27 protein-coding genes are annotated in these 26,976 nt (G+C 61.2%); 26 read left to right on the top strand and 1 reads right to left on the bottom strand.

Annotated features, from left to right (window positions below; translation table 11 throughout):
* Nucleotides 1-53 precede the first annotated feature (53 nt).
* The 19 genes from AB3G31_RS04685 to accD all read left to right on the top strand — a co-directional run bounded on the left by AB3G31_RS04685 (nucleotide 54) and on the right by accD (nucleotide 19,119).
* Nucleotides 54-875, top strand: coding sequence for a GntR family transcriptional regulator (locus AB3G31_RS04685; RefSeq protein ID WP_367849042.1), 822 nt, complete (start codon nucleotides 54-56; stop codon nucleotides 873-875).
* Nucleotides 876-990: 115 nt separating this feature from the next.
* On the top strand, nucleotides 991-1,437 hold the full coding sequence (sdhC, locus tag AB3G31_RS04680) for a succinate dehydrogenase, cytochrome b556 subunit (RefSeq protein ID WP_367849041.1): 447 nt from the start codon (nucleotides 991-993) through the stop codon (nucleotides 1,435-1,437).
* Between the two features lie 21 nt (nucleotides 1,438-1,458).
* On the top strand, nucleotides 1,459-1,827 hold the full coding sequence (sdhD, locus tag AB3G31_RS04675) for a succinate dehydrogenase, hydrophobic membrane anchor protein (RefSeq protein WP_367849040.1): 369 nt from the start codon (nucleotides 1,459-1,461) through the stop codon (nucleotides 1,825-1,827).
* Between the two features lie 27 nt (nucleotides 1,828-1,854).
* Complete coding sequence (sdhA, locus tag AB3G31_RS04670; protein WP_367849039.1) at nucleotides 1,855-3,663, top strand: succinate dehydrogenase flavoprotein subunit; 1,809 nt, start codon at nucleotides 1,855-1,857, stop codon at nucleotides 3,661-3,663.
* An 18-nt stretch (nucleotides 3,664-3,681) separates the two neighbouring features.
* A complete protein-coding gene (locus AB3G31_RS04665; RefSeq protein WP_315185904.1) occupies nucleotides 3,682-4,386 on the top strand; it encodes a succinate dehydrogenase iron-sulfur subunit in 705 nt (234 codons plus the stop codon).
* 69 nt (nucleotides 4,387-4,455) lie between these two features.
* Nucleotides 4,456-4,719, top strand: coding sequence for a succinate dehydrogenase assembly factor 2 (locus tag AB3G31_RS04660; RefSeq protein WP_367850291.1), 264 nt, complete (start codon nucleotides 4,456-4,458; stop codon nucleotides 4,717-4,719).
* Nucleotides 4,720-4,731: 12 nt separating this feature from the next.
* On the top strand, nucleotides 4,732-6,042 hold the full coding sequence (gene gltA / locus AB3G31_RS04655; RefSeq protein WP_367849038.1) for a citrate synthase: 1,311 nt from the start codon (nucleotides 4,732-4,734) through the stop codon (nucleotides 6,040-6,042).
* A 230-nt stretch (nucleotides 6,043-6,272) separates the two neighbouring features.
* A complete protein-coding gene (locus tag AB3G31_RS04650; protein ID WP_367849037.1) occupies nucleotides 6,273-7,181 on the top strand; it encodes a LysR family transcriptional regulator in 909 nt (302 codons plus the stop codon).
* Nucleotides 7,182-7,206: 25 nt separating this feature from the next.
* The gene (leuC, locus tag AB3G31_RS04645) at nucleotides 7,207-8,628 is read left to right on the top strand and encodes a 3-isopropylmalate dehydratase large subunit (protein ID WP_367849036.1); all 1,422 of its coding nucleotides are present in this window, start codon (nucleotides 7,207-7,209) and stop codon (nucleotides 8,626-8,628) included.
* Between the two features lie 20 nt (nucleotides 8,629-8,648).
* The gene (locus AB3G31_RS04640; protein ID WP_367849035.1) at nucleotides 8,649-8,777 is read left to right on the top strand and encodes an entericidin A/B family lipoprotein; all 129 of its coding nucleotides are present in this window, start codon (nucleotides 8,649-8,651) and stop codon (nucleotides 8,775-8,777) included.
* A complete protein-coding gene (gene leuD, locus AB3G31_RS04635) occupies nucleotides 8,777-9,433 on the top strand; it encodes a 3-isopropylmalate dehydratase small subunit (RefSeq protein WP_315225862.1) in 657 nt (218 codons plus the stop codon). The genes AB3G31_RS04640 and leuD overlap by 1 nt, the downstream gene beginning before the upstream one ends.
* 70 nt (nucleotides 9,434-9,503) lie before the next feature.
* Entirely contained in the window at nucleotides 9,504-10,598 is a 1,095-nt protein-coding gene (gene leuB, locus AB3G31_RS04630; RefSeq protein ID WP_315185885.1) for a 3-isopropylmalate dehydrogenase, read from the top strand.
* Nucleotides 10,599-10,669: 71 nt separating this feature from the next.
* Nucleotides 10,670-11,806: an aspartate-semialdehyde dehydrogenase gene (gene asd, locus AB3G31_RS04625; RefSeq protein WP_367849034.1), complete on the top strand. Its 1,137-nt coding sequence runs from the start codon at nucleotides 10,670-10,672 to the stop codon at nucleotides 11,804-11,806.
* Nucleotides 11,807-12,050: 244 nt separating this feature from the next.
* Nucleotides 12,051-14,597, top strand: coding sequence for a FimV/HubP family polar landmark protein (locus tag AB3G31_RS04620; RefSeq protein ID WP_367849033.1), 2,547 nt, complete (start codon nucleotides 12,051-12,053; stop codon nucleotides 14,595-14,597).
* Between the two features lie 25 nt (nucleotides 14,598-14,622).
* Nucleotides 14,623-15,405: a tRNA pseudouridine(38-40) synthase TruA gene (gene truA / locus AB3G31_RS04615; RefSeq protein ID WP_367849032.1), complete on the top strand. Its 783-nt coding sequence runs from the start codon at nucleotides 14,623-14,625 to the stop codon at nucleotides 15,403-15,405.
* A complete protein-coding gene (locus tag AB3G31_RS04610; protein ID WP_367849031.1) occupies nucleotides 15,402-16,118 on the top strand; it encodes a phosphoribosylanthranilate isomerase in 717 nt (238 codons plus the stop codon). The genes truA and AB3G31_RS04610 overlap by 4 nt, the downstream gene beginning before the upstream one ends.
* Complete coding sequence (trpB, locus tag AB3G31_RS04605) at nucleotides 16,096-17,385, top strand: tryptophan synthase subunit beta (RefSeq protein WP_367849030.1); 1,290 nt, start codon at nucleotides 16,096-16,098, stop codon at nucleotides 17,383-17,385. Before AB3G31_RS04610 ends, trpB begins: the two co-directional genes overlap by 23 nt.
* Entirely contained in the window at nucleotides 17,382-18,191 is an 810-nt protein-coding gene (gene trpA / locus AB3G31_RS04600; RefSeq protein ID WP_367849029.1) for a tryptophan synthase subunit alpha, read from the top strand. The genes trpB and trpA overlap by 4 nt, the downstream gene beginning before the upstream one ends.
* A gap of 55 nt (nucleotides 18,192-18,246) precedes the next feature.
* On the top strand, nucleotides 18,247-19,119 hold the full coding sequence (gene accD / locus AB3G31_RS04595) for an acetyl-CoA carboxylase, carboxyltransferase subunit beta (protein WP_295955508.1): 873 nt from the start codon (nucleotides 18,247-18,249) through the stop codon (nucleotides 19,117-19,119).
* Between the two features lie 104 nt (nucleotides 19,120-19,223).
* Here accD and AB3G31_RS04590 read toward each other — a convergent pair whose 3' ends face one another.
* A complete protein-coding gene (locus AB3G31_RS04590; protein WP_367849028.1) occupies nucleotides 19,224-19,778 on the bottom strand; it encodes a YggT family protein in 555 nt (184 codons plus the stop codon).
* 60 nt (nucleotides 19,779-19,838) lie between these two features.
* On the opposite strand from AB3G31_RS04590, the gene AB3G31_RS04585 reads away from it, so the two are divergent.
* Genes AB3G31_RS04585 through AB3G31_RS04555 form a run of 7 tightly spaced genes read left to right on the top strand, consistent with a single transcriptional unit; the run spans nucleotide 19,839 to nucleotide 26,946 of the window.
* Nucleotides 19,839-20,486 carry an LON peptidase substrate-binding domain-containing protein gene (locus AB3G31_RS04585; RefSeq protein ID WP_367849027.1) on the top strand — a complete coding sequence of 216 codons (648 nt, stop codon included), beginning with the start codon at nucleotides 19,839-19,841 and terminating at the stop codon, nucleotides 20,484-20,486.
* Nucleotides 20,486-22,447 carry a polysaccharide biosynthesis protein gene (locus AB3G31_RS04580; protein ID WP_367849026.1) on the top strand — a complete coding sequence of 654 codons (1,962 nt, stop codon included), beginning with the start codon at nucleotides 20,486-20,488 and terminating at the stop codon, nucleotides 22,445-22,447. The genes AB3G31_RS04585 and AB3G31_RS04580 overlap by 1 nt, the downstream gene beginning before the upstream one ends.
* Before the next feature lie 12 nt (nucleotides 22,448-22,459).
* Nucleotides 22,460-23,743, top strand: a complete 1,284-nt coding sequence (locus tag AB3G31_RS04575) for a lipopolysaccharide biosynthesis protein (RefSeq protein WP_367849025.1) — start codon at nucleotides 22,460-22,462, stop codon at nucleotides 23,741-23,743.
* A gap of 20 nt (nucleotides 23,744-23,763) precedes the next feature.
* Nucleotides 23,764-24,474 (top strand): FkbM family methyltransferase, encoded by a 711-nt coding sequence (locus AB3G31_RS04570; protein WP_367849024.1) that lies wholly within the window; start codon nucleotides 23,764-23,766, stop codon nucleotides 24,472-24,474.
* Nucleotides 24,475-24,506: 32 nt separating this feature from the next.
* Complete coding sequence (locus tag AB3G31_RS04565; RefSeq protein ID WP_367849023.1) at nucleotides 24,507-25,178, top strand: class I SAM-dependent methyltransferase; 672 nt, start codon at nucleotides 24,507-24,509, stop codon at nucleotides 25,176-25,178.
* 8 nt (nucleotides 25,179-25,186) lie between these two features.
* Complete coding sequence (locus tag AB3G31_RS04560; RefSeq protein ID WP_367849022.1) at nucleotides 25,187-26,059, top strand: alpha-1,2-fucosyltransferase; 873 nt, start codon at nucleotides 25,187-25,189, stop codon at nucleotides 26,057-26,059.
* A complete protein-coding gene (locus AB3G31_RS04555) occupies nucleotides 26,056-26,946 on the top strand; it encodes a glycosyltransferase family 2 protein (protein WP_367849021.1) in 891 nt (296 codons plus the stop codon). The genes AB3G31_RS04560 and AB3G31_RS04555 overlap by 4 nt, the downstream gene beginning before the upstream one ends.
* The last annotated feature ends 30 nt before the right edge of the window (nucleotides 26,947-26,976 follow it).

Below are 26,976 nucleotides of genomic sequence, written 5' to 3'. Positions count from 1 at the left end.
TGATTCGCCAGGTTTCAAGTTGTAGCGTTTGGTGTTGTTTTTACGATTTGTCCATGGCCCACATTGCCCCCTCCCCTGTTGATTCCCTGCACGTTGGCGCCGAGTCCGGTGGGGCTGCCGCATCGACGACGCCAGCGTTCAGCCCGCTGTACCAGCAGATCAAGGGCCTGATTTTGCAGAGCCTGCAGTCGGGAGAGTGGAAACCCAGCGAAGCCATTCCCAGCGAAATGGACCTGGCCGTGCGGTTTCGGGTCAGCCAAGGCACGGTGCGCAAGGCCGTTGACGCGCTGGCGGCCGACAACCTGCTGGTGCGCCGCCAGGGCAAGGGCACTTTTGTAGCCACCCACGCCGCCCAGCACGTGCCTTACCGTTTCCTCAAGCTCACGCCCGACGTGGGCAGCGCCGCCGACGAAGGCCCGGCCCAGCGCGACATCATCGACTGCAAACGCCAGCGCGCCAGTGCCGATGTAGCCCGGGCCCTGGGCCTGCGGCCTGGCGACGCGGTATTGCAGGTGCGCCGGGTGCTGTCGTTCCAGGACGGCCGACCCAACGGCGTATTCATTCCCACCATTTTGGAAGACCTGTGGTTGCCCGGTGGTCCCTTCAAGGGACTGACCGCGGAGCGCCTGGCGGGCTACCAGGGCGCGATGTACGCGCTGTTTGAAACCGAATTCAATGTACACATGGTGCGGGCCGACGAAAAGATCCGCGCCGTGCACCCCGATGCCGAACAGGCCCGCCTGCTCAAGGTAGCCAACACGGCGCCTTTGCTGAGCGTAGAGCGTGTGGCCTACACCTACAACGATGTGCCCATGGAGCTGCGCCGCGGCCTGTACGTCACCCTGACGCACCACTATCACAACGAACTTAGTTGAACCAGAGTCGGGGCCAATTTTGATGTGACTTATTTGCCTTTGCTGCATTGCAATAGAATTTTGCAGGCAGATTCTTAAAAATTACAACGCAGTTACCAACCACGAAAGCGCACCTATGACAGAGATTGCCTCTACCGCCCGCCCCAAACGGCCTGAATTTCGCAACATCAATGCGTTAAAAGACCTGCCCACCTACCGTATGGCTCCGGCGGCCTGGGTGTCCATCTTGCACCGCATCAGTGGTTTCATCATGTTCCTGCTGATGCCTTTCATCATCTGGATGTTCGACACCTCGGTGTCCAGCGAAATCTCGTTTGCCAAATTCAAGAATGTGTTCAACCTGGGTGCCGGTTTTGTGCCGGGATTCTTCTTCAAACTGGTTGCATTGGCATTGATTTGGGCTTATTTGCACCACTTCATCGCTGGCTTGCGCCACTTGTGGATGGACACCAGCCATGACGCGGTGACCAAGGAATTCGGTGCCTCATCGGCCAAATTCACCCTGGCACTGAGTATCGGCCTGACCATCGTGCTGGCAGCCAAGCTGTTCGGTCTGTACTAAATCCCCCCGGAGCAATTCAACATGTCGGTTAATTACGGATCCAAGCGCGTCGTTGTCGGCGCACATTACGGCTTGCGCGACTGGCTGGCGCAGCGCGTCACGGCGGGCATCATGGCCTTGTTTACGGTGGTGGTGCTGGCCCAGTTGCTGGTATCCAAAGGCCCCATCGGCTACGACCTGTGGGCGGGCATCTTCGCCGCGCAGTGGATGAAGATTGTGACCTTCTCGGTCATCATCGCCCTGCTCTACCACGTCTGGGTGGGTATGCGCGACATCTGGATGGACTACGTCACATCCGCTGTCTGGCTGCGTTTGCTGCTCCAAATTTTCACGATGGTTTGGCTGGTCGGCTGTGCTGGCTGGGCCATCCAGGTCCTCTGGCGCCTCTAAAGCACCCTCGACAAAAGCAACATAAAAATGACCTACTCCAAAGCCCACATTTCCAAGCGCAAATTTGATGTCGTGATCGTCGGAGCCGGTGGCTCGGGCATGCGCGCCGCACTCGAACTGTCCAAAGCCGGCCTGAACGTGGCCTCCTTGTCCAAAGTGTTCCCCACCCGTAGCCACACCGTGGCAGCACAGGGTGGCGTGAGCGCTTCGCTGGGCAATATGTCCGAGGACAACTGGCACTACCACTTCTACGACACCATCAAGGGCTCCGACTGGCTCGGCGACCAGGATGCCATCGAGTTCATGTGCCGCGAAGCCCCCAAGGTGGTTTACGAGCTGGAACACTTCGGCATGCCGTTTGACCGCAACCCCGACGGCACCATTTACCAGCGCCCTTTCGGCGGCCACACCGCCAACTACGGCGAAAAGCCGGTGCAGCGCGCCTGCGCCGCGGCCGACCGTACCGGCCACGCCATGCTGCACACCCTGTACCAGCAAAACGTCAAGGCCAAGACCAACTTCTTCGTCGAATGGATGGCTTTGGACCTGATCCGCGACGAAGCCGGTGATGTGGTCGGCGTGACTGCACTGGAAATGGAAACCGGCGACCTGCACATCCTGCAGGCCAAGACGGTGCTGCTGGCCACCGGCGGCGCAGGCCGTATCTTTGATGCGTCCACCAACGCCTTCATCAACACCGGCGACGGCCTGGGCATGGCGGCGCGTGCCGGTATTGCCCTGCAAGACATGGAGTTCTGGCAATTCCACCCCACCGGCGTGGCCGGTGCGGGCGTGCTGCTGACCGAAGGCTGCCGTGGCGAAGGCGCAATTTTGCTCAACAGCAATGGCGAGCGCTTCATGGAGCGTTATGCGCCCACCATGAAAGACCTGGCCCCACGCGACTTCGTGTCGCGCTGCATGGACCAGGAAATCAAGGAAGGCCGTGGCTGTGGTCCGAACAAGGACTACATCCTGCTGAAACTGGACCACCTGGGTGCCGACACCATCCACAAGCGCCTGCCTTCGGTGTACGAGATCGGCGTGAACTTCGCCAACGTCGACATCACCAAAGAGCCGATCCCCGTGGTGCCCACCATCCATTACCAGATGGGCGGCGTGCCCACCAACATCCACGGCCAGGTGATCGAGCAAAAGGGCGAGGTCAACAACTCCGTGATCAACGGCCTGTATGCCGTGGGCGAATGCGCCTGCGTCAGCGTGCACGGCGCGAACCGCCTGGGCACCAACTCGCTGCTGGATCTGCTGGTGTTTGGCAAGGCCGCAGGCCGCCACATCGTCGAATTCAACCAGAAGAACAAAGAGCACAAGCCCTTGCCTGCCGACGCAGCCGACCGTACGCTGGAGCGCCTGAACCAGTTGCAAGGCTCTACCGAGGGCAGCTACTGCCAGGAAGTGGCGGCAGAAATCCGCACCGCCATGCAGCTGCACGCTGGCGTGTTCCGCACCCAGGTCAGCATGGACGAAGGCGTGCAGAAGATCGCCGACATCCGCAAGCGCGTGGCCAGCATCACCCTGAAAGACAAGTCCAAGATCTTCAATACCGCCCGGATTGAAGCCCTGGAAGTGGACAACCTGATCGAAGTGGCCCAGGCCACCATGGTCTCGGCTGCAGCCCGCCGCGAATGCCGCGGTGCCCACACCGTATACGACTACGAACACCCTGCCGACCACGACCAGTTCCCACTGGGCCGCAACGACAAGGAGTGGATGAAGCACACCCTGTGGTACAGCGCCGACAACCGCCTGAGCTACAAACCCGTCAACCTGCAACCCCTGACGGTAGACAGCATTCCACCCAAAGTGCGTACGTTCTAAGCACGATTAGGAAAAAAAATGACCAAACGCACCTTCCAGATCTACCGCTACGACCCGGACACCGATGCCAAGCCCTACATGCAGACTATCGAGATCGAACTCGACGGCCACGAACGCATGCTGCTGGACGCGCTGATCAAGCTCAAGCAACAAGACCCCACCCTGTCGTTCCGTCGCTCCTGCCGCGAAGGCGTGTGCGGCTCGGACGCAATGAACATCAACGGCAAGAACGGCCTGGCCTGCCTGACCAACATGCTCACGCTGCCCGGCACCATCGTGCTCAAGCCACTGCCCGGCCTGCCGGTGATCCGCGACCTGATCGTGGACATGACCGACTTCTTCAAGCAGTACAACTCGATCAAGCCCTACCTGGTCAACGAGAGCCTGCCGCCCGAGCGCGAACGCCTGCAAAGCCCGGAAGAGCGCGACGAGCTCAACGGCCTGTACGAGTGCATTCTGTGCGCCAGCTGCTCCACCAGCTGCCCCAGCTTCTGGTGGAACCCTGACAAGTTCGTCGGCCCTGCCGGTCTGCTGCAGGCCTACCGCTTCATCGCCGACAGCCGTGACGACAGCACCGCGGCGCGCCTGGACAACCTGGAAGACCCGTACCGCCTGTTCCGCTGCCACACCATCATGAACTGCGTGGACGTGTGCCCCAAGGGCCTGAACCCCACCAAGGCCATCGGCAAGATCAAAGAGCTGATGGTGCGTCGCGCCATCTAAGGGCTGTTGGTGCAGCCACTTTCCCCCCCTAACGAACCGGCTGCGACTGTAGCTCCTGCCGGTTCGGACTTGCTCGGTGAGCGGGCTCTGAGCAAACTGCGCTGGCGCTGCCGCCGCGGTTTGCTGGAAAACGACTTGTACATCGACCGCTTCTTCCAAACGTTTGCCGACACGCTAACCGTCAGCCAGGGGCAAGCAATGCTAGATCTAATGGATTTAAGTGACAACGATTTGCTGGACCTGCACTTGGCACGAAAGCCGCTTGCTGAAGTCGAACCTGCGCTGGACCGCAGTGACGTGCACGAAGTTTTAAGTATGTTGAGAAACCGCTGAAAGGGCAATGAAATGAAGTTAGCAGATAACAAAGCCACTCTGTCGTTTAGTAACGGCAGCCCCAGTGTCGAACTCCCGGTGTACCAGGGCAACGTGGGCCCAGATGTCGTAGACATTCGCAAGCTCTACGCCCAGACCGGCATGTTTACCTACGATCCGGGCTTTTTGTCCACTGCGTCGTGCCAGTCGGCCATTACCTACATCGACGGCGACAAGGGCGAACTGCTCTACCGTGGCTACCCCATCGAGCAACTGGCCACCGGCTGTGACTTCATGGAAACCTGCCACCTGCTGCTGTACGGTGAATTGCCCAACCCCACGCAAAAAGCCGACTTCACCAAGCTCGTGACCAACCACACCATGGTCAACGAGCAGATGCAGTTCTTTCTGCGCGGTTTCCGCCGTGATGCCCACCCCATGGCCATCATGACCGGGCTGGTCGGCGCGCTGTCGGCTTTCTACCACGACAGCACCGACATCACGAATCCGCAGCACCGCGAAATCGCCGCCATCCGCTTGATCGCCAAGATGCCGACCCTGGTGGCCATGGCCTACAAGTACACCATCGGCCAGCCGTACATGTACCCCAAGAACAACCTGAGCTACGCAGGCAACTTCTTGCACATGATGTTCGCCACGCCGTGCGAAGAGTATGTGGTCAGCCCGGTGCTGGAACGCGCCCTGGACCGCATCTTCATCCTGCACGCCGACCACGAGCAAAACGCCTCCACCTCCACCGTGCGCCTGTGCGGCTCGTCGGGCACCAACCCGTTTGCGGCCATCGCCGCCGGTGTGGCCTGCCTGTGGGGCCCTGCCCACGGCGGCGCCAACGAAGCCTGCCTGAACATGCTGACCGACATCCAGAAGATGGGCGGCGTCTCCAAGGTCGGTGAGTTCATGGAAAAGGTCAAGGACAAGAACTCCGGCGTCAAGCTGATGGGTTTCGGCCACCGCGTGTACAAGAACTACGACCCCCGCGCCAAGCTCATGCAGGAAACCTGCAAGGAAGTGCTGGCCGAGCTGGGCCTGGAAAACGACCCGCTGTTCAAGCTGGCCATGGCCCTGGAAAAGATTGCCCTGGAAGACGACTACTTCGTCTCGCGCAAGCTGTACCCCAACGTCGATTTCTACTCCGGCATCGTGCAGCGCGCCATCGGCATCCCCACGCCGCTGTTCACCGCCGTGTTCGCCCTGGCGCGCACTTCGGGCTGGATCGCCCAGCTGAATGAAATGATTGGCGACCCCGAGTACAAAATCGGCCGCCCCCGCCAGCTGTTCACCGGCTCCGAGAAGCGCGACGTGCTGCCCATCGCTACTCGCTAACCTGGCAACACTCCCTGAAAACCCGCCATTGGCGGGTTTTTTTACGCCCACAGACAAACGCTACATTTTCAGGAGCTGCTCACGCCCGTCCCATGAGCGTAAAGTGCCCAAAACCTATAAATTCTTGCAGACCGCAGCGGCGATACCAGCCATCGCAAATCCAGACGGCCAACACCCCCCAATGGGGGGAAAATAGCATCCCATCGTCCACCGCGATGCCCATACACCCAATGCAACCCACCGAACGCAACTTCGCCCGCCGCATGGACCTGACCTCGCTCCAGCTCTTCGTAGCCGTGTGCGAGCTGGGCAGCATTGGCCGCGCGGCGGAGCGCGAGTTCATTGCGGCCAGCGCCGTCAGCAAACGCCTGAGCGACCTGGAAGCCACGCTCGGCACGCCGCTGCTGGTGCGCCACGCCCGGGGTGTGGACCTGACCCCCGCAGGCGAAAGCCTGCTGCACCACGCCCGCAGCATGCTCTACAGCCTGGAGAAGATGCAGGGCGAGCTCAGCGAATACGCCTTCGGCGTGCGCGGCCATGTGCGCATCCACGCCAGCATTTCGGCCGTGGTGCAGTTTTTGCCCGAAGACCTGGGCGCGTTCTGCCGCGCCCATCCGCAGGTCAAGATCGACCTGGAAGAACACCTCAGCTCCGAAGTCATCCGCGCAGTGCAAGAAGGCGCGGCCGACCTGGGCATCTGCAACACCGCTGGCGGGGTGGGCAGCCTGCAAACCAAAGCCTACCGGCAAGACAATTTAGTGTTAATTGTGCCGTTAGGCCATGTGCTATCGGCGCGGGCAGCTATCCATTTTGATGAAACCCTGGATTTCGACCAGGTCGGCCTGCAGGCCAACAGCTCGATCTACCAGGCCATGCACCAGGCCGCCGCCGCCCAGGGCCGCGGCATCAAACTGCGGATCCACGTGGCCGGGCTGGACTCGATGTGCCGCATGATTGCCAACGGCCTGGGCATCGGCGTGATGCCGCAGCGGGCCTTTGAACTGATGCACATCCCAGAGCTCACCGCCGTGCCGCTGCAAGACCCCTGGGCCACCCGGCAGTTCGGGCTGGTGGCCCGCGATTTCTCGACGCTGCCCGTTACCGCGCGTCTGCTGCTCGAACACCTCACTGCAACCTAAAATAAAGCCCCCACGAAAGACCCCCATGGCACGCACCCTGTACGACAAAATCTGGGACGAACACGTCGTCCACTCCGAAGAAGACGGCACCGCCATCCTCTACATCGACCGCCACCTGGTCCACGAGGTCACCAGCCCGCAGGCCTTTGAAGGTCTGCGCCAGGCGGGCCGCAAGGTCTGGCGCATCAGCTCCATTGTCGCCACCGCCGACCACAACACGCCCACCACCGGCTGGGAGCTGGGCTTGGATGGCATCACCGACCTGGTGAGCAAAGAGCAAATCACCACGCTGGATGCCAACATCAAGGAATCCGGCTCGGCGGCGTACTTTCCGTTTATGTCCAAGCGCCAGGGCATCGTGCACGTCATCGGCCCGGAAAACGGTGCCACCCTGCCCGGCATGACGGTGGTCTGCGGCGACTCGCACACCTCCACCCACGGCGCGTTCGGCGCGCTGGCGCACGGCATTGGCACCAGCGAGGTCGAGCACGTCATGGCCACGCAAACCCTGCTGGCCAAAAAAGCCAAGAACATGCTGGTGCGCGTGGAAGGCACGCTTCCCAAGGGCTGCGGCGGCAAGGACATCGTGCTGGCCATCATCGGCAAGATCGGCACCGCGGGCGGCACTGGCTACACCATCGAATTTGGCGGCTCGGCCATCCGCGCCCTGAGCATGGAAGGCCGCATGACGGTCTGCAACATGGCCATCGAGGCCGGTGCCCGCGCCGGCCTGGTGGCGGTGGACGAGAAAACCATCCACTACGTGAAAGGCCGCCTGCTGGCTCCCACCGGTGCCGAGTTCGATGCGGCGGCGGCCTACTGGCGCACCCTGCACAGCGACCCCGGCGCGCACTTCGACGCGGTGGTCGAGCTGGATGCCAGCCAGATCATTCCGCAGGTCACCTGGGGCACCTCGCCCGAGATGGTGCTGGGCATCGACGGCCATGTGCCCGACCCCGAGAAAGAGAAAGACAGCAACAAGCGCCTGGCCATCGAGCGCGCGCTGACCTATATGAATCTGCAGCCCGGCAAGGCGCTGAACGACATCTTCGTGGATAAGGTGTTCATCGGCTCCTGCACCAACAGCCGCATCGAAGACATGCGCGAAGCCGCCGCCGTGGTCAAAAACCTGGGCCAGAAAATCGCCAAGAACATCAAGTTGGCGCTGGTGGTGCCCGGCTCCGGCCTGGTCAAGGAACAGGCCGAGCGCGAAGGCCTGGACAAGATCTTCATCGCCGCAGGCTTTGAATGGCGCGAACCCGGCTGCTCCATGTGCCTGGCCATGAACGCCGACAAGCTGGAGCCCGGCGAGCGCTGCGCCTCCACCAGCAACCGCAACTTCGAAGGCCGCCAGGGCGCGGGGGGCCGCACCCACCTGGTCAGCCCGGCCATGGCCGCCGCCGCCGCCGTGCACGGCCACTTTGTCGACATCCGCCAATTTTCTTAACCCCTGCAGGAAGGTACCCCATGAAACACTTCACCACCCTGGTCGCCATCGCATTTGCCCTGACCCTGGCCGGTTGCAACACCATGCGAGGCATGGGCCAGGACGTCCAAAAAGCAGGCGAGAAAATCGAAGGCGCAGCGAGCAAGTAATGCAAAAATTCACCATCCACACCGGCCTGGTGGCACCGATGGACCGCGAAAACGTGGACACCGATGCCATCATCCCCAAGCAGTTCCTCAAGTCCATCCGCAAGACCGGCTTTGGCCCCAACCTGTTCGACGAATGGCGCTACCTGGACGCGGGCTTCCCCGGCCAGGACCCGGCCACGCGCAAACCGAATCCCGACTTCGTGCTGAACCAGCCGCGCTATGCGGGTGCCTCGGTGCTGCTGGCGCGCAAGAACTTTGGCTGCGGCTCCTCGCGGGAGCACGCGCCCTGGGCGCTCGACCAGTACGGCTTTCGCGCCATCATTGCGCCCAGCTACGCCGACATCTTCTTCAACAACAGCTTCAAGAACGGGCTGCTGCCCATCGTGTTGCCGGAGGCGCAAGTCGCCGCGTTGTTCGATGCCTGCCTGGCCTTCCCCGGCTACCAGCTCACGGTGGACCTGGAGCGCCAGGTGGTGGTCAAGCCCCAGGGCGAAGAGCTGCCCTTCGAGGTGCAGGCCTTCCGCAAATACTGCCTGCTCAACGGCTTTGACGACATCGGCCTGACGCTGCTGCATGCCGACAAGATCAAGGCCTTCGAAGCCGAGCGTCTGGCCACCAAGCCCTGGTTGGCGCACACCACGCTGGCAGGCGCTTAACTATCTTTTTCATAGCTGCTCACGCTGATTGAATAAGCGTGAGCAGCCTATTTTTTATAAATTTCCCAAAATGACTTCTCTCAAAATTGCCGTCTTGCCCGGCGACGGCATCGGCCCGGAAATCATGGCTGAAGCCATCAAGGTGCTGGACGTACTCGACCTGCCTTTCGAAATGGAAACCGCCCTGGTCGGCGGCGCCGCCTACGACGCATTCGGCCACCCGCTGCCCGATGCCACCTTGAAGCTGGCCAAAGAATCCGATGCCGTGCTGTTCGGTGCCGTGGGCGACTGGAAATACGACACCCTGGACCGTCCGCTGCGCCCCGAGCAAGCCATTCTGGGCCTGCGCAAGAACCTGGGCCTGTTTGCCAACTTCCGCCCCGCCATCTGCTACGAGCAGCTGGTCGATGCCTCCAGCCTCAAGCCCGAACTGGTGGCCGGACTGGACATTCTGATCATCCGCGAGCTCACCGGTGACATCTATTTCGGCCAGCCCCGTGGCCGCCGCACTGCGGTGGACGGGCACTTTCCCGGTTCGGAGGAAGCCTTCGACACCATGCGCTACAGCCGCCCGGAGATCGAGCGCATCGCCCACGTCGCCTTCCAGGCCGCCCGCAAGCGCGACAAGCGCGTCACCAGCGTGGACAAGGCCAACGTGCTGGAAACCTTCCAGTTCTGGAAAGACGTGGTCACCGAGGTCGGCAAGGAATACCCCGACGTGGCGCTGGACCACATGTACGTGGACAACGCGGCCATGCAGTTGGTCAAAGCCCCCAAGAAGTTTGACGTGCTGGTTACCGGCAACATGTTTGGCGACATCTTGAGCGACGCGGCGGCCATGCTCACCGGCTCCATCGGCATGCTGCCCTCGGCCAGCCTGAATGCGCAAAACCAGGGCCTGTACGAGCCCAGCCACGGCAGCGCCCCCGACATCGCAGGCAAGGGCATTGCCAATCCATTGGCTACAATATTGTCCGCTGCCATGATGTTACGTTTCTCACTCCAACAAGCCGACGCTGCCGACCGTATCGAGTCTGCGGTGCAATCCGTGCTTGCCCAAGGTTTGCGCACCGTGGACATCTATTCCGCAGGCACAACCAAGGTGGGTACGCGGGAAATGGGTGACGCTGTCGTTGCCGCAATTACCAAGACAACCAAAGGCTGATCCAGCCCGGTTCGTCACGCCCTCCCCGGCTCGACGAGCCGGGGCATAAAAACTTTTTAAAGGGCGATGACATGAAAGTAGGAAATCTCGTAGGTTTGGTCGGCTGGCGCGGCATGGTCGGCTCGGTGCTGATGGACCGCATGCAGGCCGAGGGCGACTTTGCCCTGATCGAGCCGATGTTCTTCTCCACCTCCAACGCCGGTGGCCCCGCCCCCGCGCAAGCCAAGAACGAAACCACGCTGCAAGACGCGTACAACATCGACGCGCTCAAGCGCTGCGACATCATCCTGACCGCCCAGGGCGGCGACTACACCAGCGAAGTCTTCCCCAAGCTGCGCGCTGCAGGCTGGAACGGCCACTGGATCGACGCCGCCAGCACCCTGCGCATGGAAGACAACGCCGTCATCGTGCTCGACCCGGTGAATCTGCCGGTCATCCAAAAAGCCCTGACCCAGGGCGGCAAAAACTGGATTGGCGGCAACTGCACGGTCAGCTGCATGCTGATGGGCGTGGGCGCGCTGTACAAGGCTGGTTTGGTCGAATGGATGACCAGCATGACCTACCAGGCCGCATCCGGCGGTGGCGCCCAGCACATGCGCGAGCTGCTCACGCAGTTTGGCACGCTGAACGCCGAAGTCCGCACCCTGCTGGACGACCCCAAATCCGCCATCCTGGAAATCGACCGCAAGGTACTGGCCAAGCAGCAAAACCTCAGCGCCGCTGAAATCGCCAACTTTGGCGCACCGCTGGGCGGCTCGCTGATCCCCTGGATCGACAAAGACCTGGGCGACGGCTCCAGCAAGGAAGAATGGAAAGCCGGTGCCGAAACCAACAAGATCCTCGGCCAGGGCCCCAGCTTCGGCACGGCCATCACCCCGGTGGACGGCTTCTGCGTGCGCGTGGGGGCCATGCGCTGCCACAGCCAGGCGCTGACCTTCAAGCTGAAAAAGAACGTGCCCCTGGCCGACATCGAAGCCCTGATCGCCCAGGACAACGACTGGGTGCGCGTGGTGCCCAACACCCGCGAGGCCACGGTCAAAGACCTGACCCCCGTATCGGTGACCGGCACCATGGGTATCCCGGTGGGCCGCCTGCGCAAGCTGGCCATGGGCCCAGAGTACCTGGGTGCGTTCACCATTGGCGACCAGCTGCTGTGGGGCGCCGCCGAACCCTTGCGCCGCATGCTGCGCATCTTGCTGAACGCATAACGCGCCCAGCGGCAGCCTACCGGTCGGTTAACCCATGTTTGGTAGTATGTAACTTAATGCAACATCAGCGTAAGCTGGTGTTGCCACCGTCAGCGCCTTACGTCAGCTTGTCAGCCTAAGACATTGATGTTATGGTAATTTTTCATGTTTCAGTGTCGTAGTGCATGCCCGAATGATGAACAAAAATTGCCCGGTTGGTAGCGCCCGAAGCCCTCTTTCCGCTCACCGCTGGAAGACATCTGCCGTGGCATCTGCTGTGGTGGCAACCCTGGTGGCATTGGCCAGCGGCCCCGCCATGGCGCTGTCTTTGGGCCGCATGACGGTGCTGTCCGGCCTGGGTGAGCCGCTGCGCGCCGACATCGAACTGCCCGACATCACGGCCGACGAGGCCAGCAGCCTCAAACCCGAGGTGGCCCCGGCCGAAGCCTTTCGCGCCGCCGGGCTGGAATACAACCCGGCACTGGCCGATCTGCGCATCGTGCTGCAGCGCCGTGCGGACGGCAAATCCATCCTGCGCCTGAGCAGCACCCGCACCGTCACCGATCCGTTCATCGACTTGATTTTGCAGGTCAACTGGTCCTCGGGCCGGATCGTGCGCGACTACACCATCCTGCTGGACCCGCCTTCCACCCGGCAGGCGCCCGCCGCTGCGGCCACGGCGCCGCAGATCACAGCCCCCGCGGCGGTAGCGCCCGCTGCTGCGCCACCGGCACCGGCCGCGGCACCAGCAGCCACGCCAGCAGCCACACCCGCTGCGGCATCGCCTGCGCGTGCCGCCCCGCCCAAACCGAGCATGGCCAGCGCCCCCAAACCCGCCAGCAGCGATGCCAAACAGGTTACGGTAAAAGCAGGCGACACGGCCAGCAAGATCGCTGGCGCCACCAGGCCCACCAACGTGTCGCTGGACCAGATGCTGGTGGCCATGTTGCGCGCCAACCCGAATGCCTTCATCAACGGCAACGTGAACCGGGTCAAGGCCGGTGCCGTGCTGAACCTGCCCGACGCTAGCCAGGCGAGCAGCACCCCGCCGGTGGAAGCCACCCAGATCATCACTGCGCAAAGCCGCGATTTCAACGCCTTCCGCAGCAAACTGGCCGGTGGCGCACCATCGGTGCAGGTGGCCGAGGCCGACCGCAAGGCCAGCGGCAAGGTACAAGCCCAAGTAGACGAGAAAAAGCCGTCCACCGCCGCACCCGACAAGCTCACCCTGTCCAAAGGCGCGCTCAAGAGCAAGACCGACGAAGACAAGATTGCCCGCGACAAAGCCGACCAGGAGGCCTCGGCCCGCGTCGCCGAACTCGCCAAGAACATCACCGAACTGAACAAGCTGGGCGCCTCCACCACGGTGCCGAGCGCACCGGTGGCCAGTGCGGCCAAAGCGCCGGTGGCGGAATTGCCCGCCATCCCCGTGGCGGTACCGGCACCGCCGGTGGCATCGGCCCCGGTAGAGCCCACGCCCGCCGTATCGGCTCCTGTGGTGGCCGCTGCTGTGGCCCCGGTAGCCTCTGCGCCTGCTTCCGAACCCGCTGCGCCAGTCGCCGCGCCCGCTTCGGCCCCAGCCTCCGCCGCCAGTGCGGTAGCGCCAGCCCCCGCCGCCGAAGAGTCCGACAGCTGGATGGACACACTGCGTAACAACCCTCTGGTGCTGGCTGCGGCCGGTCTGGTCGCCTTGCTGGGCGGCTTCGGCGTGTACAGCGCCCGCAAACGCAAGCAAATGGCCAGCGCCGACAGCTCGTTCCTGGAAAGCCGCCTGCAGGCCGACTCGTTCTTTGGTGCCAGCGGTGGCCAGCGCGTGGACACCCATGCCGACGAGGCCCCGGCCTCCAGCATGTCGTATTCGCCCAGCCAGCTCGATGCCGCCAGCGATGTCGATCCGGTCGCCGAAGCCGATGTCTACCTGGCCTATGGCCGGGACCTGCAGGCGGAGGAAATCCTCAAGGAAGCCTTGCGTGCCACGCCGGACCGCATGGCCATCCACAGCAAGCTGCTGGAAATCTACGCCAAGCGCCGCGACATCGCCAACTTTGCAGGCCTGGCCACCATCGCCCATGCGCTCACCGACGGCCAGGGCCCCGAGTGGGAGCGCATCGCCGCCATGGGCCACGGCCTGGACCCCAATAACAGCCTCTACCATTCGGCACAAGCCCACGCGGCGGCCACTGCTGCCGACAGCCCAACCTGGATGAACAGCATCCGTACCGAACCTGCTGCCGACGCGCCCATTTCTGGATTTGCACCGGTCGCCGCGATGGACCCACCCGCAGGCCTGGAAGGCCTGGACCTGGATCTGGACCTGGACTTCCTGGACAGCGATCTGCCTGCCACGACCGATGCGCCTGCGGCACCCTTGGTGTCTGACCCTCTGGCGGCATCGCTCACCCTGCCGGCTGCGCTGGATCTGCCGCATGCGGCCGAAGACGAGCCGTTTGACGGCCTGGACTTTGATCTGGACCTGAGCACGGCCTCCTCCCCTCTTTCGGGCCCCACCGCCGCAGCGCCCGCAGCAGAGGATGCACCAGGCGCCATCGGGTTCGACCTGAGCTCTCTGTCGCTCGATCTGGACGAGCCAGCCCCCGAGCTCCCATCCGAAACCGCAGACACCCCGGAAGCGGAAGCCGAGACGGACCCCATCGACGAGAGCGACCCCTTGGCCACCAAGTTGTCGCTGGCCGAAGAATTCAGCTCTATCGGCGACGAAGACGGTGCCCGCGCCCTGGCCGAAGAGGTGCTGGAAGAAGCCACCGGCGCGCTGCGCGCCAAGGCCCAGAAATTCCTGGACAGCCTGTCCTGATGCCTCTGCACGGGGGACCTGCGCTGTGCGGATAGCCCTGGGCGTGAGCTACAACGGCCAGGGCTACGAGGGATGGCAGAGCCAGTTGTCGGGCAATACCGTACAAGACAAGCTGGAAGCCGCGTTGGCATCGTTCAGCCAGCGCAAGGTGTCCACCCTGTGCGCAGGCCGCACCGACGCGGGTGTGCACGGCCTGATGCAGGTGGTGCACTTTGACACGCCCTTGCAGCGCCCCACCGCCTCGTGGGTGCGCGGCGTAAATGCCTTTTTACCGCGCGATATCGCCGTGCAATGGGCCCAGGAAATGCCCGACAGCTTCCACTGCCGCGCCAACGCCGTAGCCCGCCGCTATGTCTACGCGCTGCTGGAGTCGCCCGTGCGCCCCAGCGTCGAAGGCGGGCGCGTGGGCTGGATCTACCGGCCGCTGGACCGGGAGGCCATGCAACAGGCGGCGGCGCATTTGCTGGGCGAACACGACTTTTCATCATTCAGAGCGGCGCGCTGCCAGGCCTTGTCGCCGGTCAAGACCATTCGCCGCATCGAGATCAGCCAGCGCGGCGTGTACTGGCGCTTCGAGTTTGAAGCCAACGCGTTTTTGCACCACATGATCCGTAACCTGATGGGCTGCCTGGTGGTGGTGGGCCAGGGTTTCCAGCCGCCCGAGTGGATTCTGCAGGTGCTGGCCGCACGCGACCGCAAAGCCGCCGCGCCCACCTTCTCGCCCGACGGTTTGTACTTCATGGGGCCGGTGTATCCGGCGCACTGGGGCCTGCCCGAGCGCACAGCGGCCTATGATTGGCTGCCATGACACCATTCCAAGCCCCCACCCGCACCCGTATCAAGATCTGCGGCCTGACCCGCGAGCAGGACGTGGACGCAGCCGTTGCCGCCGGGGCCGATGCCGTCGGCTTTGTGCTGTACCCACCCAGCCCGCGGTACGTCACGCCCCAGCGCGCGGCAGAGCTGGCCAAGCGCCTGCCGCCCTTTGTCACGCCGGTTTTGCTGTTCGTCAACGAGAGCGCTATTAATGTAATAGCTGCTTGTGCTTATATACCAAGCGCCACAGTCCAATTTCATGGTGATGAGTCGCCTGCGGACTGCTGGGCGGCCAGTGCCAACGGCACCCGGCCCTTTTTGCGGGCGGCCCGAATTCCCCTGGATGACAGCCAGCCATTCGACTTGCTAAAATTCGCATCCGATTACGCAACAGCCCAAGCCATCCTGCTCGACGCACACGTCGATGGATATGGCGGCGGCGGAAAAACATTCAATTGGTCACGTCTTCCTCCAAGCGTCAGCTCTCACCTCGTCTTAAGTGGTGGACTCACGCCTGCAAACGTGACCGATGGCATTTTGCAGGTTCGGCCACGCGCTCTGTCGCTGTCCGTTGATGTGAGCTCCGGTGTCGAAATCTCCAAGGGGATCAAAGATGCCGCAAAAATCCACCAGTTTGTCGCCGCTGTGCGCGCGGCAGACGACCCACTTGCAAAGTACCACCATGACAACCTACCAACAGCCTGATGTCTCAGGCCACTTCGGCATGTACGGGGGCAGTTTTGTCTCTGAAACACTGACCCACGCCATCGACGAGCTGAAAGAGGCTTACGCCCAGTACCAGCATGACCCGGCCTTTCTGGCCGAGTTCGCCTCGGAACTGGCGCACTTTGTGGGCCGCCCGTCACCCATCTACCACGCGGCCCGCACCAGCCGTGAAATGGGCGGCGCGCAGATCTTCCTCAAGCGCGAAGACCTGAACCACACCGGCGCACACAAGATCAACAACACCATCGGCCAGGCCATGCTGGCCAAGCGCATGGGCAAGCCGCGCATCATCGCGGAAACCGGCGCGGGCCAGCACGGCGTGGCCACGGCCACCATCTGCGCCCGCTACGGCCTGGAATGCGTGGTTTACATGGGCAGCGAAGACGTGAAGCGCCAAAGCCCCAACGTCTACCGCATGAAACTGCTGGGTGCCACCGTGGTGCCGGTAGAGTCGGGCAGCAAAACCCTGAAAGACGCGCTGAACGAAGCCATGCGCGACTGGGTGGCCAATGTGGACAACACCTTCTACATCATCGGCACGGTGGCGGGCCCCCACCCTTACCCGATGATGGTGCGTGACTTCCAGAGCGTGATCGGCAACGAATGCCTGGTGCAGATGCCGGAGATGCTGGCCGCCGCCGGTTGTACCGGTGCCCAACCCGATGCCGTGGTCGCCTGCGTGGGCGGCGGCAGCAATGCCATGGGCATTTTCTACCCCTACATCGACGTGGCGACCACCCGGCTGATCGGCGTGGAAGCGGCGGGCGAAGGCCTGGAATCGGGCAAGCACTCGGCATCGCTGCAAAAAGGCAGCCCGGGCGTGCTGCACGGCAACCGCACCTACCTGCTGCAAGACGCCAATGGCCAGGTCACCGAAACCCACAGCATCAGCGCCGGGCTGGACTACCCCGGCGTGGGCCCCGAGCATGCATTCTTGAAGGACATCGGCCGCGCCGAATACGTGGGCATCACGGACACCGAAGCGCTGGAGGCCTTCCACTACCTGTGCCGCACCGAGGGCATCATCCCCGCGCTGGAGTCCAGCCACGCCTTTGCCTACGCCATGAAGATGGCCAAAACCATGCGGCCCGACCAGTCGATTCTGGTCAACCTGTCCGGCCGGGGCGACAAAGACATTGGCACCGTGGCCGATTTGTCCGGCAGCGACTTCTACGACCGCCCATCCATGCGCGGCCTGACCGTAAAGGGCGCCAACACTGCCAGCGCCAGCAAGGAGGCCGTATGAGCCGTATTGACGCGACCTTCGCGCAACTCAAAAAGGACGGCCGCACCGCGCTGATCCCCTACGTCACCGCAGGCTTCCCCTTCGCCGACATCACGCCCGCGCTGATGCACGGCATGGTGGCTGCTGGGGCCGATGTCATCGAGCTGGGCATTCCGTTCAGCGACCCCATGGCCGACGGCCCGGTGATCCAGAAGGCGGGCGACAAGGCCCTGGCTTTTGGTATCGGCATGGCCGACGTGCTGGAGATGGTGCGCCAGTTCCGCCTGCAAGACGCGCACACGCCTGTCGTGCTAATGGGCTACGCCAACCCGGTGGAGCGCTACGACCAGACCCACGGTGCCGATGCCTTCATCCAGAACGCATCGAAAGCCGGTGTGGATGGCGTGCTGGTGGTGGACTACCCGCCCGAAGAATGCGTGGACTTTGCCGCCAAGCTCAAGGCCCACCACATGGACCTGATCTTTTTGCTGGCCCCCACCTCCACCGAAAAGCGCATGCAGCAGGTGGCCCAGGTGGCCAGCGGCTACGTGTATTACGTGTCGCTCAAGGGCGTAACGGGTGCGGGCACGCTGGACACTGGCGCGGTCGAGGCCATGCTGCCGCGCATCCGCCAGCACGTGCACATCCCCGTGGGCGTGGGTTTTGGCATCCGCGATGCCGAAACCGCCCGCGCCATTGGCCAGGTGGCCGACGCGGTGGTGATCGGCAGCAAGATCATCCAGCTGATCGACAACCAGCCACGCGACCAGGTGGTCGCTACCGCCACCGACTTTTTGCGCGGAATCCGCGCGGCTCTCGACGCATAATCCCCGGCGCGCCCCTGGATGGCCAGGGCGCGCCCACAGTACAGAGGAACCCACCATGTCTTGGCTTGAAAAACTGCTCCCCACCAAAATCCAGCGCTCCGACCCGGCCGACCGGCGCAGCGTGCCCGAGGGGCTGTGGATCAAATGCCCAAGCTGCGAAACCGTGCTGTACAAGACCGACCTGGAGCAAAACCAGAACGTCTGCCCCACCTGCGGCCACCACCACCGCATCAGCGCCCGCGCGCGCCTGAATGTGTTTCTGGATGCCGAAGGCCGCTACGAGCTGGGCCAGGAGGTGGTTCCGGTCGACCCGCTGAAGTTCAAGGACAGCCGCAAGTACCCCGAGCGCATCAAGGAAGCCATGGAAAACACCGGCGAGACCGATGCGCTGGTGGTGATGGGCGGCTCGGTCCACGGCATCAACGTGGTAGTGGCCTGCTTTGAGTTTGAATTCATGGGCGGCAGCATGGGCAGCGTGGTGGGCGAGCGCTTCGTGCGCGCCGTGCACGCCGCCATTGAGCAAAAAGTGCCGTTCATCTGCTTTACCGCCACCGGCGGCGCGCGCATGCAGGAAGGCCTGCTGAGCCTGATGCAAATGGCCAAGACCAATGCATCTCTCACCCGCCTGGCCAAGAAGGGCCTGCCCTACATCAGCGTGCTGACCGACCCGACCATGGGTGGCGTGAGCGCTGGCTTTGCATTTGTGGGCGACGTGGTGATTGCCGAGCCCAAGGCGCTGATCGGCTTTGCCGGCCCCCGCGTGATCGAGTCCACCGTGCGCGTCACCCTGCCCGAAGGCTTCCAACGGGCCGAGTTCCTGCAACAAAAGGGTGCGATCGACCTGATCTGCAACCGCAAGGAACTGCGCAAAACCATCGCCCACACGCTGGCCATGCTGCTCAAGCAGCCGGTGGATGCCGTAGTGTAGTTTTCAGGCCGATTTTTAGAGATAAAAATCGGCCGCCTGCGCTTATCTAATAAGCGTAAGAAGCTATCAAAATGATAGTTTAAATGTGTAGCAGCGCAACGGGCTTACACCATCACCAGCACTGCAGGTAGCGCGTAGTTCATCACGATAGATGCCACCTGCAGCAGCACCAACAGCACCAGCGCCGACAGATCAAACCCTCCCACCGGTGGCACGATGCGCCGCACCGGCAGCAGCAGGGGGGCACACAGGCGCTCCAGCACGTCGGACAGCGGTGAGCGGGCCTGCATCCACGACAACACGCTGTAAATCAGCAGTATGCCGATCAGCCCGGTGATGGCCATCGACACCACACCAAACACCGCCAGCACCGGCACTGCCAATATCCCCGCTACGCCGCCCGCCCACAGCCACAGCAAGAAGAACTGCAGCAACTTCAGCAAAAACGGAGCGATGGCACTGGACAGGTCCCAGCGCCCGACCGCCGGCACCATGCGCCGCAGCGGCAGCACCAGCCAGTCGCTGAGCGCAAACACCAGGTTACCGACCGGATTGCGAAATGAGATGCGCTGGTATTGCATATACAGGCGCAACAGGCAGGCACTGCCGACCAGACCGGTGGCGACTTCCAACAAAAACGAGATGATTTGGTACAACATGCAAACGCCTATTCGGGTCGTGGGATGATAGCGCCTGTCACCGTTTGCCCAGAGCCCCCTTTGTCCACACCCCGCGCCTACGCCAACCTGCCTCTGTTCCCCCTGGAAACCGTGCTGTTCCCCGGTGGTCTGCTGCCACTGCGCATCTTTGAAGTGCGCTACCTCCACATGGTGGAGCAATGCCGCAAGGCGGGCACACCCTTCGGTATCGTCTCGCTGCTGAAGGGCTCTGAAGTACGCCGCCCCGGGGTAGAGAGCGAAACATTTCTTCCGGTGGGTACGTTGGCCCGGATCACCCATTTCGATGCCCCGCAGCCCGGTTTGATGGAGATTGACTGCTTGGGCGGCGAACGCTTTCGCATCCAGTCCAGCCGCCAACTGGCCCACGGCCAATGGGTGGCGGATGTCGAGTTGCTGGACGACGAGGTCGCCACCCCCATCCCCAGTGACCTGGCGCATGCATCCAAGACGCTGGGCCAGCTGGTACAGACACTGCGTGAGCAGCATGTCGCAGAAGACCGCTTTCCGATCCTGCCGCCCCTGCAGTTGGACGATTGCGGCTGGGTGGCCAACCGCTGGTGTGAAATGCTGCCGCTGTCGGTGCAGCTCAAACACAATTTGCTGGCCCTGGACAGCCCCCTGGTACGTTTGGAACTGGTGGCCGATGTGCTGGTCAAAGCGCATCCGACTCCACAGCGTCCCGAATGATGAGGGTATTTCTTTCGAACCACCACGCGATTCTGCAATGGCCCCGCTCGACCAAGCGGCTGGTGGTGGTCTCGCTGGACGTGGTCTTGGGGCTGTTTGCCATGTGGCTGGCGTTTACCCTGCGGCTGGACAAGCTGCACTGGCCCGTTGGAGCCCAATGGGCGGTGTACGCACTCGGCCCCCTATTGGCCATACCGATTTTTGTACGCTTTGGCCTGTACCGTGCGATCTTTCGCTACACCGGCATGGCCGCGCTCACCGCAACCGCCCAGGCCGTCGGTATCTACACCCTCTGGCTCTTTGCCGTGCTGCAGTGGATGCAGTGGATGCAGTGGGAAGTCATTCCCCGCAGCATTGGCATTTTGCAGCCCCTCATTTTTTTGCTGCTGGTGGGAACCAGCCGATCGGTCGCCCGGTTCTGGCTGGCCGGGCTCGACATCGGTGCGCGGCGCACCGACGCACGCCTGCTGATCTATGGCGCGGGCAACGCAGGCGTGCAAACTGCCGCTGCACTGGGCAGCACGCGCACCTACACCATTCTGGGTTTTGTCGACGACGACCCGGCCAAAACAGGCCGCAGTATCAACGGCGTGCCGGTCTACGGACCACAGCAGATCCCCGGCATCGTCCACCGGGAAAATGTCACCGACATCTTGCTGGCCGTGCCCAGCGTCAGCCGGGAGCGCCGCAACGAAATTCTGCAAACCTTGCAAACCCTGCCGGTGCACGTGCGCACCTTACCGGGCTTGTCGGACCTGGCCAGTGGCCGTGTCACCGTGCAAGACATCCGCGAACTCGACATCGAAGACCTGCTGGGCCGCGAGCCCATTCCGCCCCACCCCGAACTGTTGGCCCGCAACCTTACCGGTAAAACCGTACTGGTGACGGGTGCCGGTGGCAGTATTGGCAGCGAGCTGTGCCGCCAGATCGTGGTGGAGCGGCCCCTGCGTCTGGTGCTGGTAGACCACAACGAGTTCGGGCTCTACACCATCCATGCGGAGCTGCAAACCCTGTGCACCCAGCGCGACCTGGCCGTGGAACTGGTGCCGCTGCTGGGCAGTGTGGGCAACTATGCGCGCATGCTAGGCATCTGCACCCAGTACCGACCCGCCACGGTCTACCACGCTGCCGCTTACAAGCATGTACCCCTGGTCGAAAGCAATCCAGCCGAAGGTATCTTGAACAACGTGTTTGGCACCCTGAACATGGCGCGCGCGGCTGTCAGCACCTCGGTGGCGCGTTTTGTGTTGGTCTCCACCGACAAAGCCGTGCGCCCCACCAACGTGATGGGCGCCACCAAACGCATCGCCGAACTGATCCTGCAGGCCCTGGCAGCCAGCCCGCTCGTGCAGTGGGATGACAACACCAGCAGCCCCAACACCACCGTCTTCGCTATGGTGCGGTTTGGCAATGTGCTGGGCTCCAGCGGCAGCGTCGTACCATTGTTTCGCAAGCAACTGGCCGATGGTGGACCACTGACTGTCACCCACCCTGAGGTGACCCGCTACTTCATGACCATCCCCGAGGCCGCGCAACTGGTGCTGCAGGCCGGTGCCATGGCGCATGGGGGGGACGTGTTTGTGCTGGAGATGGGCAAGCCGGTAAAAATTCTGGACCTGGCACACCGCATGCTGGCCTTGTCGGGTTTGACACTGCGCGATGCGCTCAGTCCCGATGGAGATATTGAAATCTGTATCACCGGTTTGCGACCGGGGGAAAAGCTGTATGAGGAGTTGCTCATTGGCGACAACCCGGAGGCAACCGAGCATCCGCGGATATTGCGGGCGCATGAGGAGTACCTGACTTGGGTTACCTTGTCCAGCCATCTGCAAGAGCTCAACGCCGCCGCGCGCCTCTTCGACAACAAACGCATGTTGGTGCTGCTTCAACAGTTGGTTCCAGGTTTCCAACCCGATGACGCAGTCTCTGCGGCAGACCGCACCCAGCCCGCCACAGTCTAGTGGGCACGCGCCATGGGACTCAAAAACAACATTCTCGCCAACTACCTGGGAACCGGCACGATTGCCCTTGCCCCCATTCTGGCGTTACCGTGGTACTTGCAGGCGCTGGGACCGAAACAATTCGGCTTGATTGGTTTTATCACCATGCTACAGGCGTTGTTGGGCATCATGGACGCCGGAACAAGCCAGGCGCTGGTGCGCGAATTTGCCATCCGATTCAACGCCACCGACGGCGGAAAACGCGATACCGCGTCGCTTTTATACGGTGTTGAGCGTTTGTATTGGGTATTCGGCCTGACCATCGGAACGGCCATCCTGCTGCTAAGTAATGTGATCGCCACCCACTGGCTTGTCTTGGACGATCTACCGCTCTCCCTTGGCACCTATGCCATCTGCGGCGCCGGCATACTCTTCGCCGTTCAGTTCCCAGGCTCGGTGTACCGCAGCCTGCTCGTTGGAACACAGGCCCAAATCCCGTTGAACGCCATCATGCTGATTGGAGCACTGGCGAGGCATGTAGGTGGGGTGATGGTTGTGTTGTGCTGGCCCACTCTATACGCTTACCTGGTGTGGCAAGCTGGTGTAGGACTGCTGGAGACCCTGGCGCGGGGACACCGGGCATGGCGGACGACGGGCGTAAAAAGAAGCGGCCTCAGGTGGGAGCCGCAAAGCCTGCTACCGGTTTGGAAAACAATTGCCAACTTGACGGGTACAGCCTGGCTGGCCGCACTGACTGTGCAAATGGACAAAATAATTTTAAGCAAGATGGTGGGTCTGCAGCAGTTTGGCTACTACACCATTGCAGCCAGCATCGCATTGGGTGCACTGCAACTTGTCTACCCGCTGATTCAGGCGGTCATGCCCATGGCTATACAACTGCGGTTTGATCCGAGGGGGCTGCGCAAGCTCAGTATCAAACTACTCTGGCTATTTGGAGGCCTGGTTGCCATTGGCGGCCTGCTTTTTGCGGCAATGGGTGAATGGATGCTTCATTTTTGGGTGCGAAATGCAACAGCCGCCACTGCCATCTACCCGGTGCTGTCGGTGCTGCTGATCGGTACCGCTTTGAATGCTTTTTACAATGTGGGCTACATCCATTGGCTGGTCGTTGGAAAAGTCGACCGCATGCTCAAGGTCAACCTTGCCGCTCTGGTTCTGTCGATTGCGATCATCCCCCCCTTGGTTGACCGGCTAGGCATCATCGGCGCGGCTTTTGGATGGCTGTCGATCAACCTGATCGGCTTCACGTTCAGCCTCGAATGGCTGCGAAACGTTCGCTCCGAAAACGGCGCGTAAGTAATTCATACAGTCAATCCATGAAAATCTCGAACGCTTTCGCCCTCGTTATGCAGCCCCAGAAATTGGGTACCAAGATCTTCAACCGGATCAACTACCTCTACCAATTGCATATTGTCAAAAAGCCTTTCTTCGTCGCACACAGGAAATGGGTTCAGGACAAGGGCGATAGCACACTCAGACTGGCGTACACCTTGAACTCCGGCAGCGTAGTGTTTGACATAGGTGGCTACAAAGGTGACTTTGCAAATGCCCTTTACCAACAGTACCAGTGTCCCATTTATATATTCGAGCCAGTCAGCGACTTTTATCAAATATGCGAAGCCCGATTTTCAGGCAACACCAAAATAAAATGCTTCAACTACGGCTTGTCGAATACTGACAGCGAGATTTTCATATCCAGAGATGACGACGCGTCCAGCACCGCACGCCAAACCAGTGGTCATCTGAAAGAAAAAATTGCATTAAAAGACATGGCAACCACCATGGAAAATCTTCACGTGCATGAAATTGATTTACTTAAAATAAATATCGAAGGCGGAGAATATGATGTACTCCCGCGCCTCATCGAAACCGGATTTATTAAGAATATACGATTTTTACAAATTCAATTTCATGACTTCATACCGAATGCGGTGGAGATGCGTGAAAAAATCAGGGGACAACTTGCCTCCACACACCGAGAGCAATGGAATTACCCATTTGTATGGGAATCATGGGTCCGTTTGTAATGGGCCTAGCGCAAAAATGATAAAAAAATTCCATGTTCTACGCTAAGAAAATAGTATCCATCCAGCCACAGGACCGCGTTCTGGAAATTGGTCCGGGGTCAACGCCGCATCGCAGAGCCGATGCATTCTTGGAGTTGCGATTTGATTCGGCACAGGAGCAGGTAGCGCAGCGCGGTGGCGTTACCCAGGCCGGTCATTTTGCTGGTCGGCCAGTGCACTATTACGACGGTGGTCGGTTTCCATTTGACGACGGTCAATTTGACTATGTGATCTGCTCACACGTCATTGAGCATGTGAACAGTCCCGCGGACTTTCTGCAAGAGATTTTCAGGGTTGGCACCGGACGTGGTTACCTTGAGTACCCAATGATCACCTACGAGTATTTATATAACTTCTCGGTGCACCTACATTTCATCAAGTTTGATGCAGAGAGAAAAATTCTCCGCTACTTGCCCAAGCGCGAAACCGGTATGGCGTCCTTTTCGCCTGTAAGCGCGTTGTTCAACAAGACACTTGTTGATGGATGGGATGAGCTCTGTGCGGCAAACCACGCGTTGTTCTTTGAAGGTTTCGAATACCACCAGCCGTTTGCGATCGAGAAATCAGCCGATATCGAGGCCCTCTGCCCTCCACCAAGCTATGTGGGACCGAAGAAAAAAATCCGTAAACTGGTGGGGCAAATCTTGAACCACACGGGCCTGTAAAGCTAGCCGTGATCATTTCCAATATTTTGGGCGGCTTAGGCAACCAAATGTTCCAGTTTGCAGCAGGGCGCGCTCTAGCGCTGGACCGGGGGCAAGGTGTCAAGTTAGACATCTCCGGTTTTAAGAACTACAAATTGCACCAAGGGTTCCAGCTTCAACAAGCATTCAAGGGACGGTTCGATGTCGCATCCGAGTCCGAAATAAGCTCCCTCCTGGGATGGCAGCGCACACCGCTTGTCCAGAGAATCTTGTCCCGCCCCAGCGCGGCGGCACTGCGCAAAGACAGCCTGGTCGTCGAGCCCCATTTCCAGTATTGGGGCGGTATCCAGGATGCACCGGATGACTGCTATTTGAAAGGCTACTGGCAGTCCGACAAATACTTCCAGGCGCATGCTGCGGCCATACGCACAGATTTCTCTTTCAAATCGCCATTGGCAGGCCAAAACATCTGGCTCGCCAGGGAAATGGGCCAGGTCAATGCGGTCAGTTTGCATGTTCGGCGCGGCGACTATGTCAAAAATCAGGCAACTACAGCCTTGCACGGCGTGTGTTCACTGGATTACTACAACGCCGCCGTTGAGTACCTTCTCCACCGCGTCGATAAACCTGTTTTTTACATTTTTTCAGACGACATGCCGTGGGTAAAAGCACACCTGACCATAGCCGCCAAAACGTACCATATTGGCCACAATGACCAAGCCTACGACGACATGCACCTCATGAGTCTGTGCAAACACCACGTGATTGCCAACAGTTCCTTCAGTTGGTGGGGTGCTTGGTTGAATGCCCGCCCAGACAAAATAGTCGTAGCACCAAAGCAATGGTTTGCCCAAGCGCGCAACACTGAACACCTGCTGCCCCAGGCGTGGGTAAAGCTATGAGCAACGCCGGGGGCTTACCGCCATTGGTGACGGTCGCCTTACCGGTATACAACGCGGGCAGGCATCTGAGGCTGGCCATTGCGTCCATTGTGAGGCAGACGTTCACCGATTGGGAACTCCTTGTACTGGACGATGGCTCCAGCGATGGCGCCCTGGACCACTTGACCCAGGAACTGGGTGATTCCCGCATCAAGGTGTTGCGGGATGGCTGCAATATGGGCATTGCCGTACGTCTGAACCAGGCAGTGGATCTGGCCAGAGGCCAGTATTTTGCCCGCATGGATGCGGACGACATTTCTTTTCCGGAACGCTTCGCCAGGCAAGTTGCCGCGTTGCAAGCGGATGGCACGCTGGACCTGGTAGCCACCCGGGCCATCACGGTTGACGAGTTCAACCACGTCAGTGGCAGTTTCCCGTACGCCCTTTCCCATGCCGACATTTGTGCCCGTCCCTGGCTGGGGTTTCACCTCCCCCACCCCACCTGGATGGGGAAAACAGAATGGTTTCGCTCCCACCGCTACACCGTGCCCGCGCCTTATTTATGCGAGGACCAGGAGTTGCTGCTGCGCACCTACCGCAGCAGCCGGTTTACCACCATCGACGAAGTACTGTTTGCCTACCGTGTCAACACCAGCATCGACTGGCACAGGTTTCCGAAAATTCGCCGCGCCATGGCCAAGTACCAATTGCGATACTTTGTGCGGTCGGGCCAGTGGCATTTCGCGGTGATGGCATTGCTGGCGTTGCCGGTAAAGCGGTGCTTGGACCAATGGAGGCAATGGACATGCGACCCCCACCTCCCTAAAACCCATGGCATTTCCACAGAAATGGAGCACCACTGGCGTGGCGTACTCCAGCGCGTGGCGGATGACCCAAGGGCGTCATGAAAAAGAGGCGAGCCAGTTCAACCGACGCTA

The organism is Rhodoferax sp. WC2427 (genome assembly GCF_040822085.1).
Classification (GTDB): domain Bacteria; phylum Pseudomonadota; class Gammaproteobacteria; order Burkholderiales; family Burkholderiaceae_C; genus Rhodoferax_B.
Note: the sequence above shows the minus strand (reverse complement) of the source record. Positions and strands in the feature narration are given on the sequence as shown.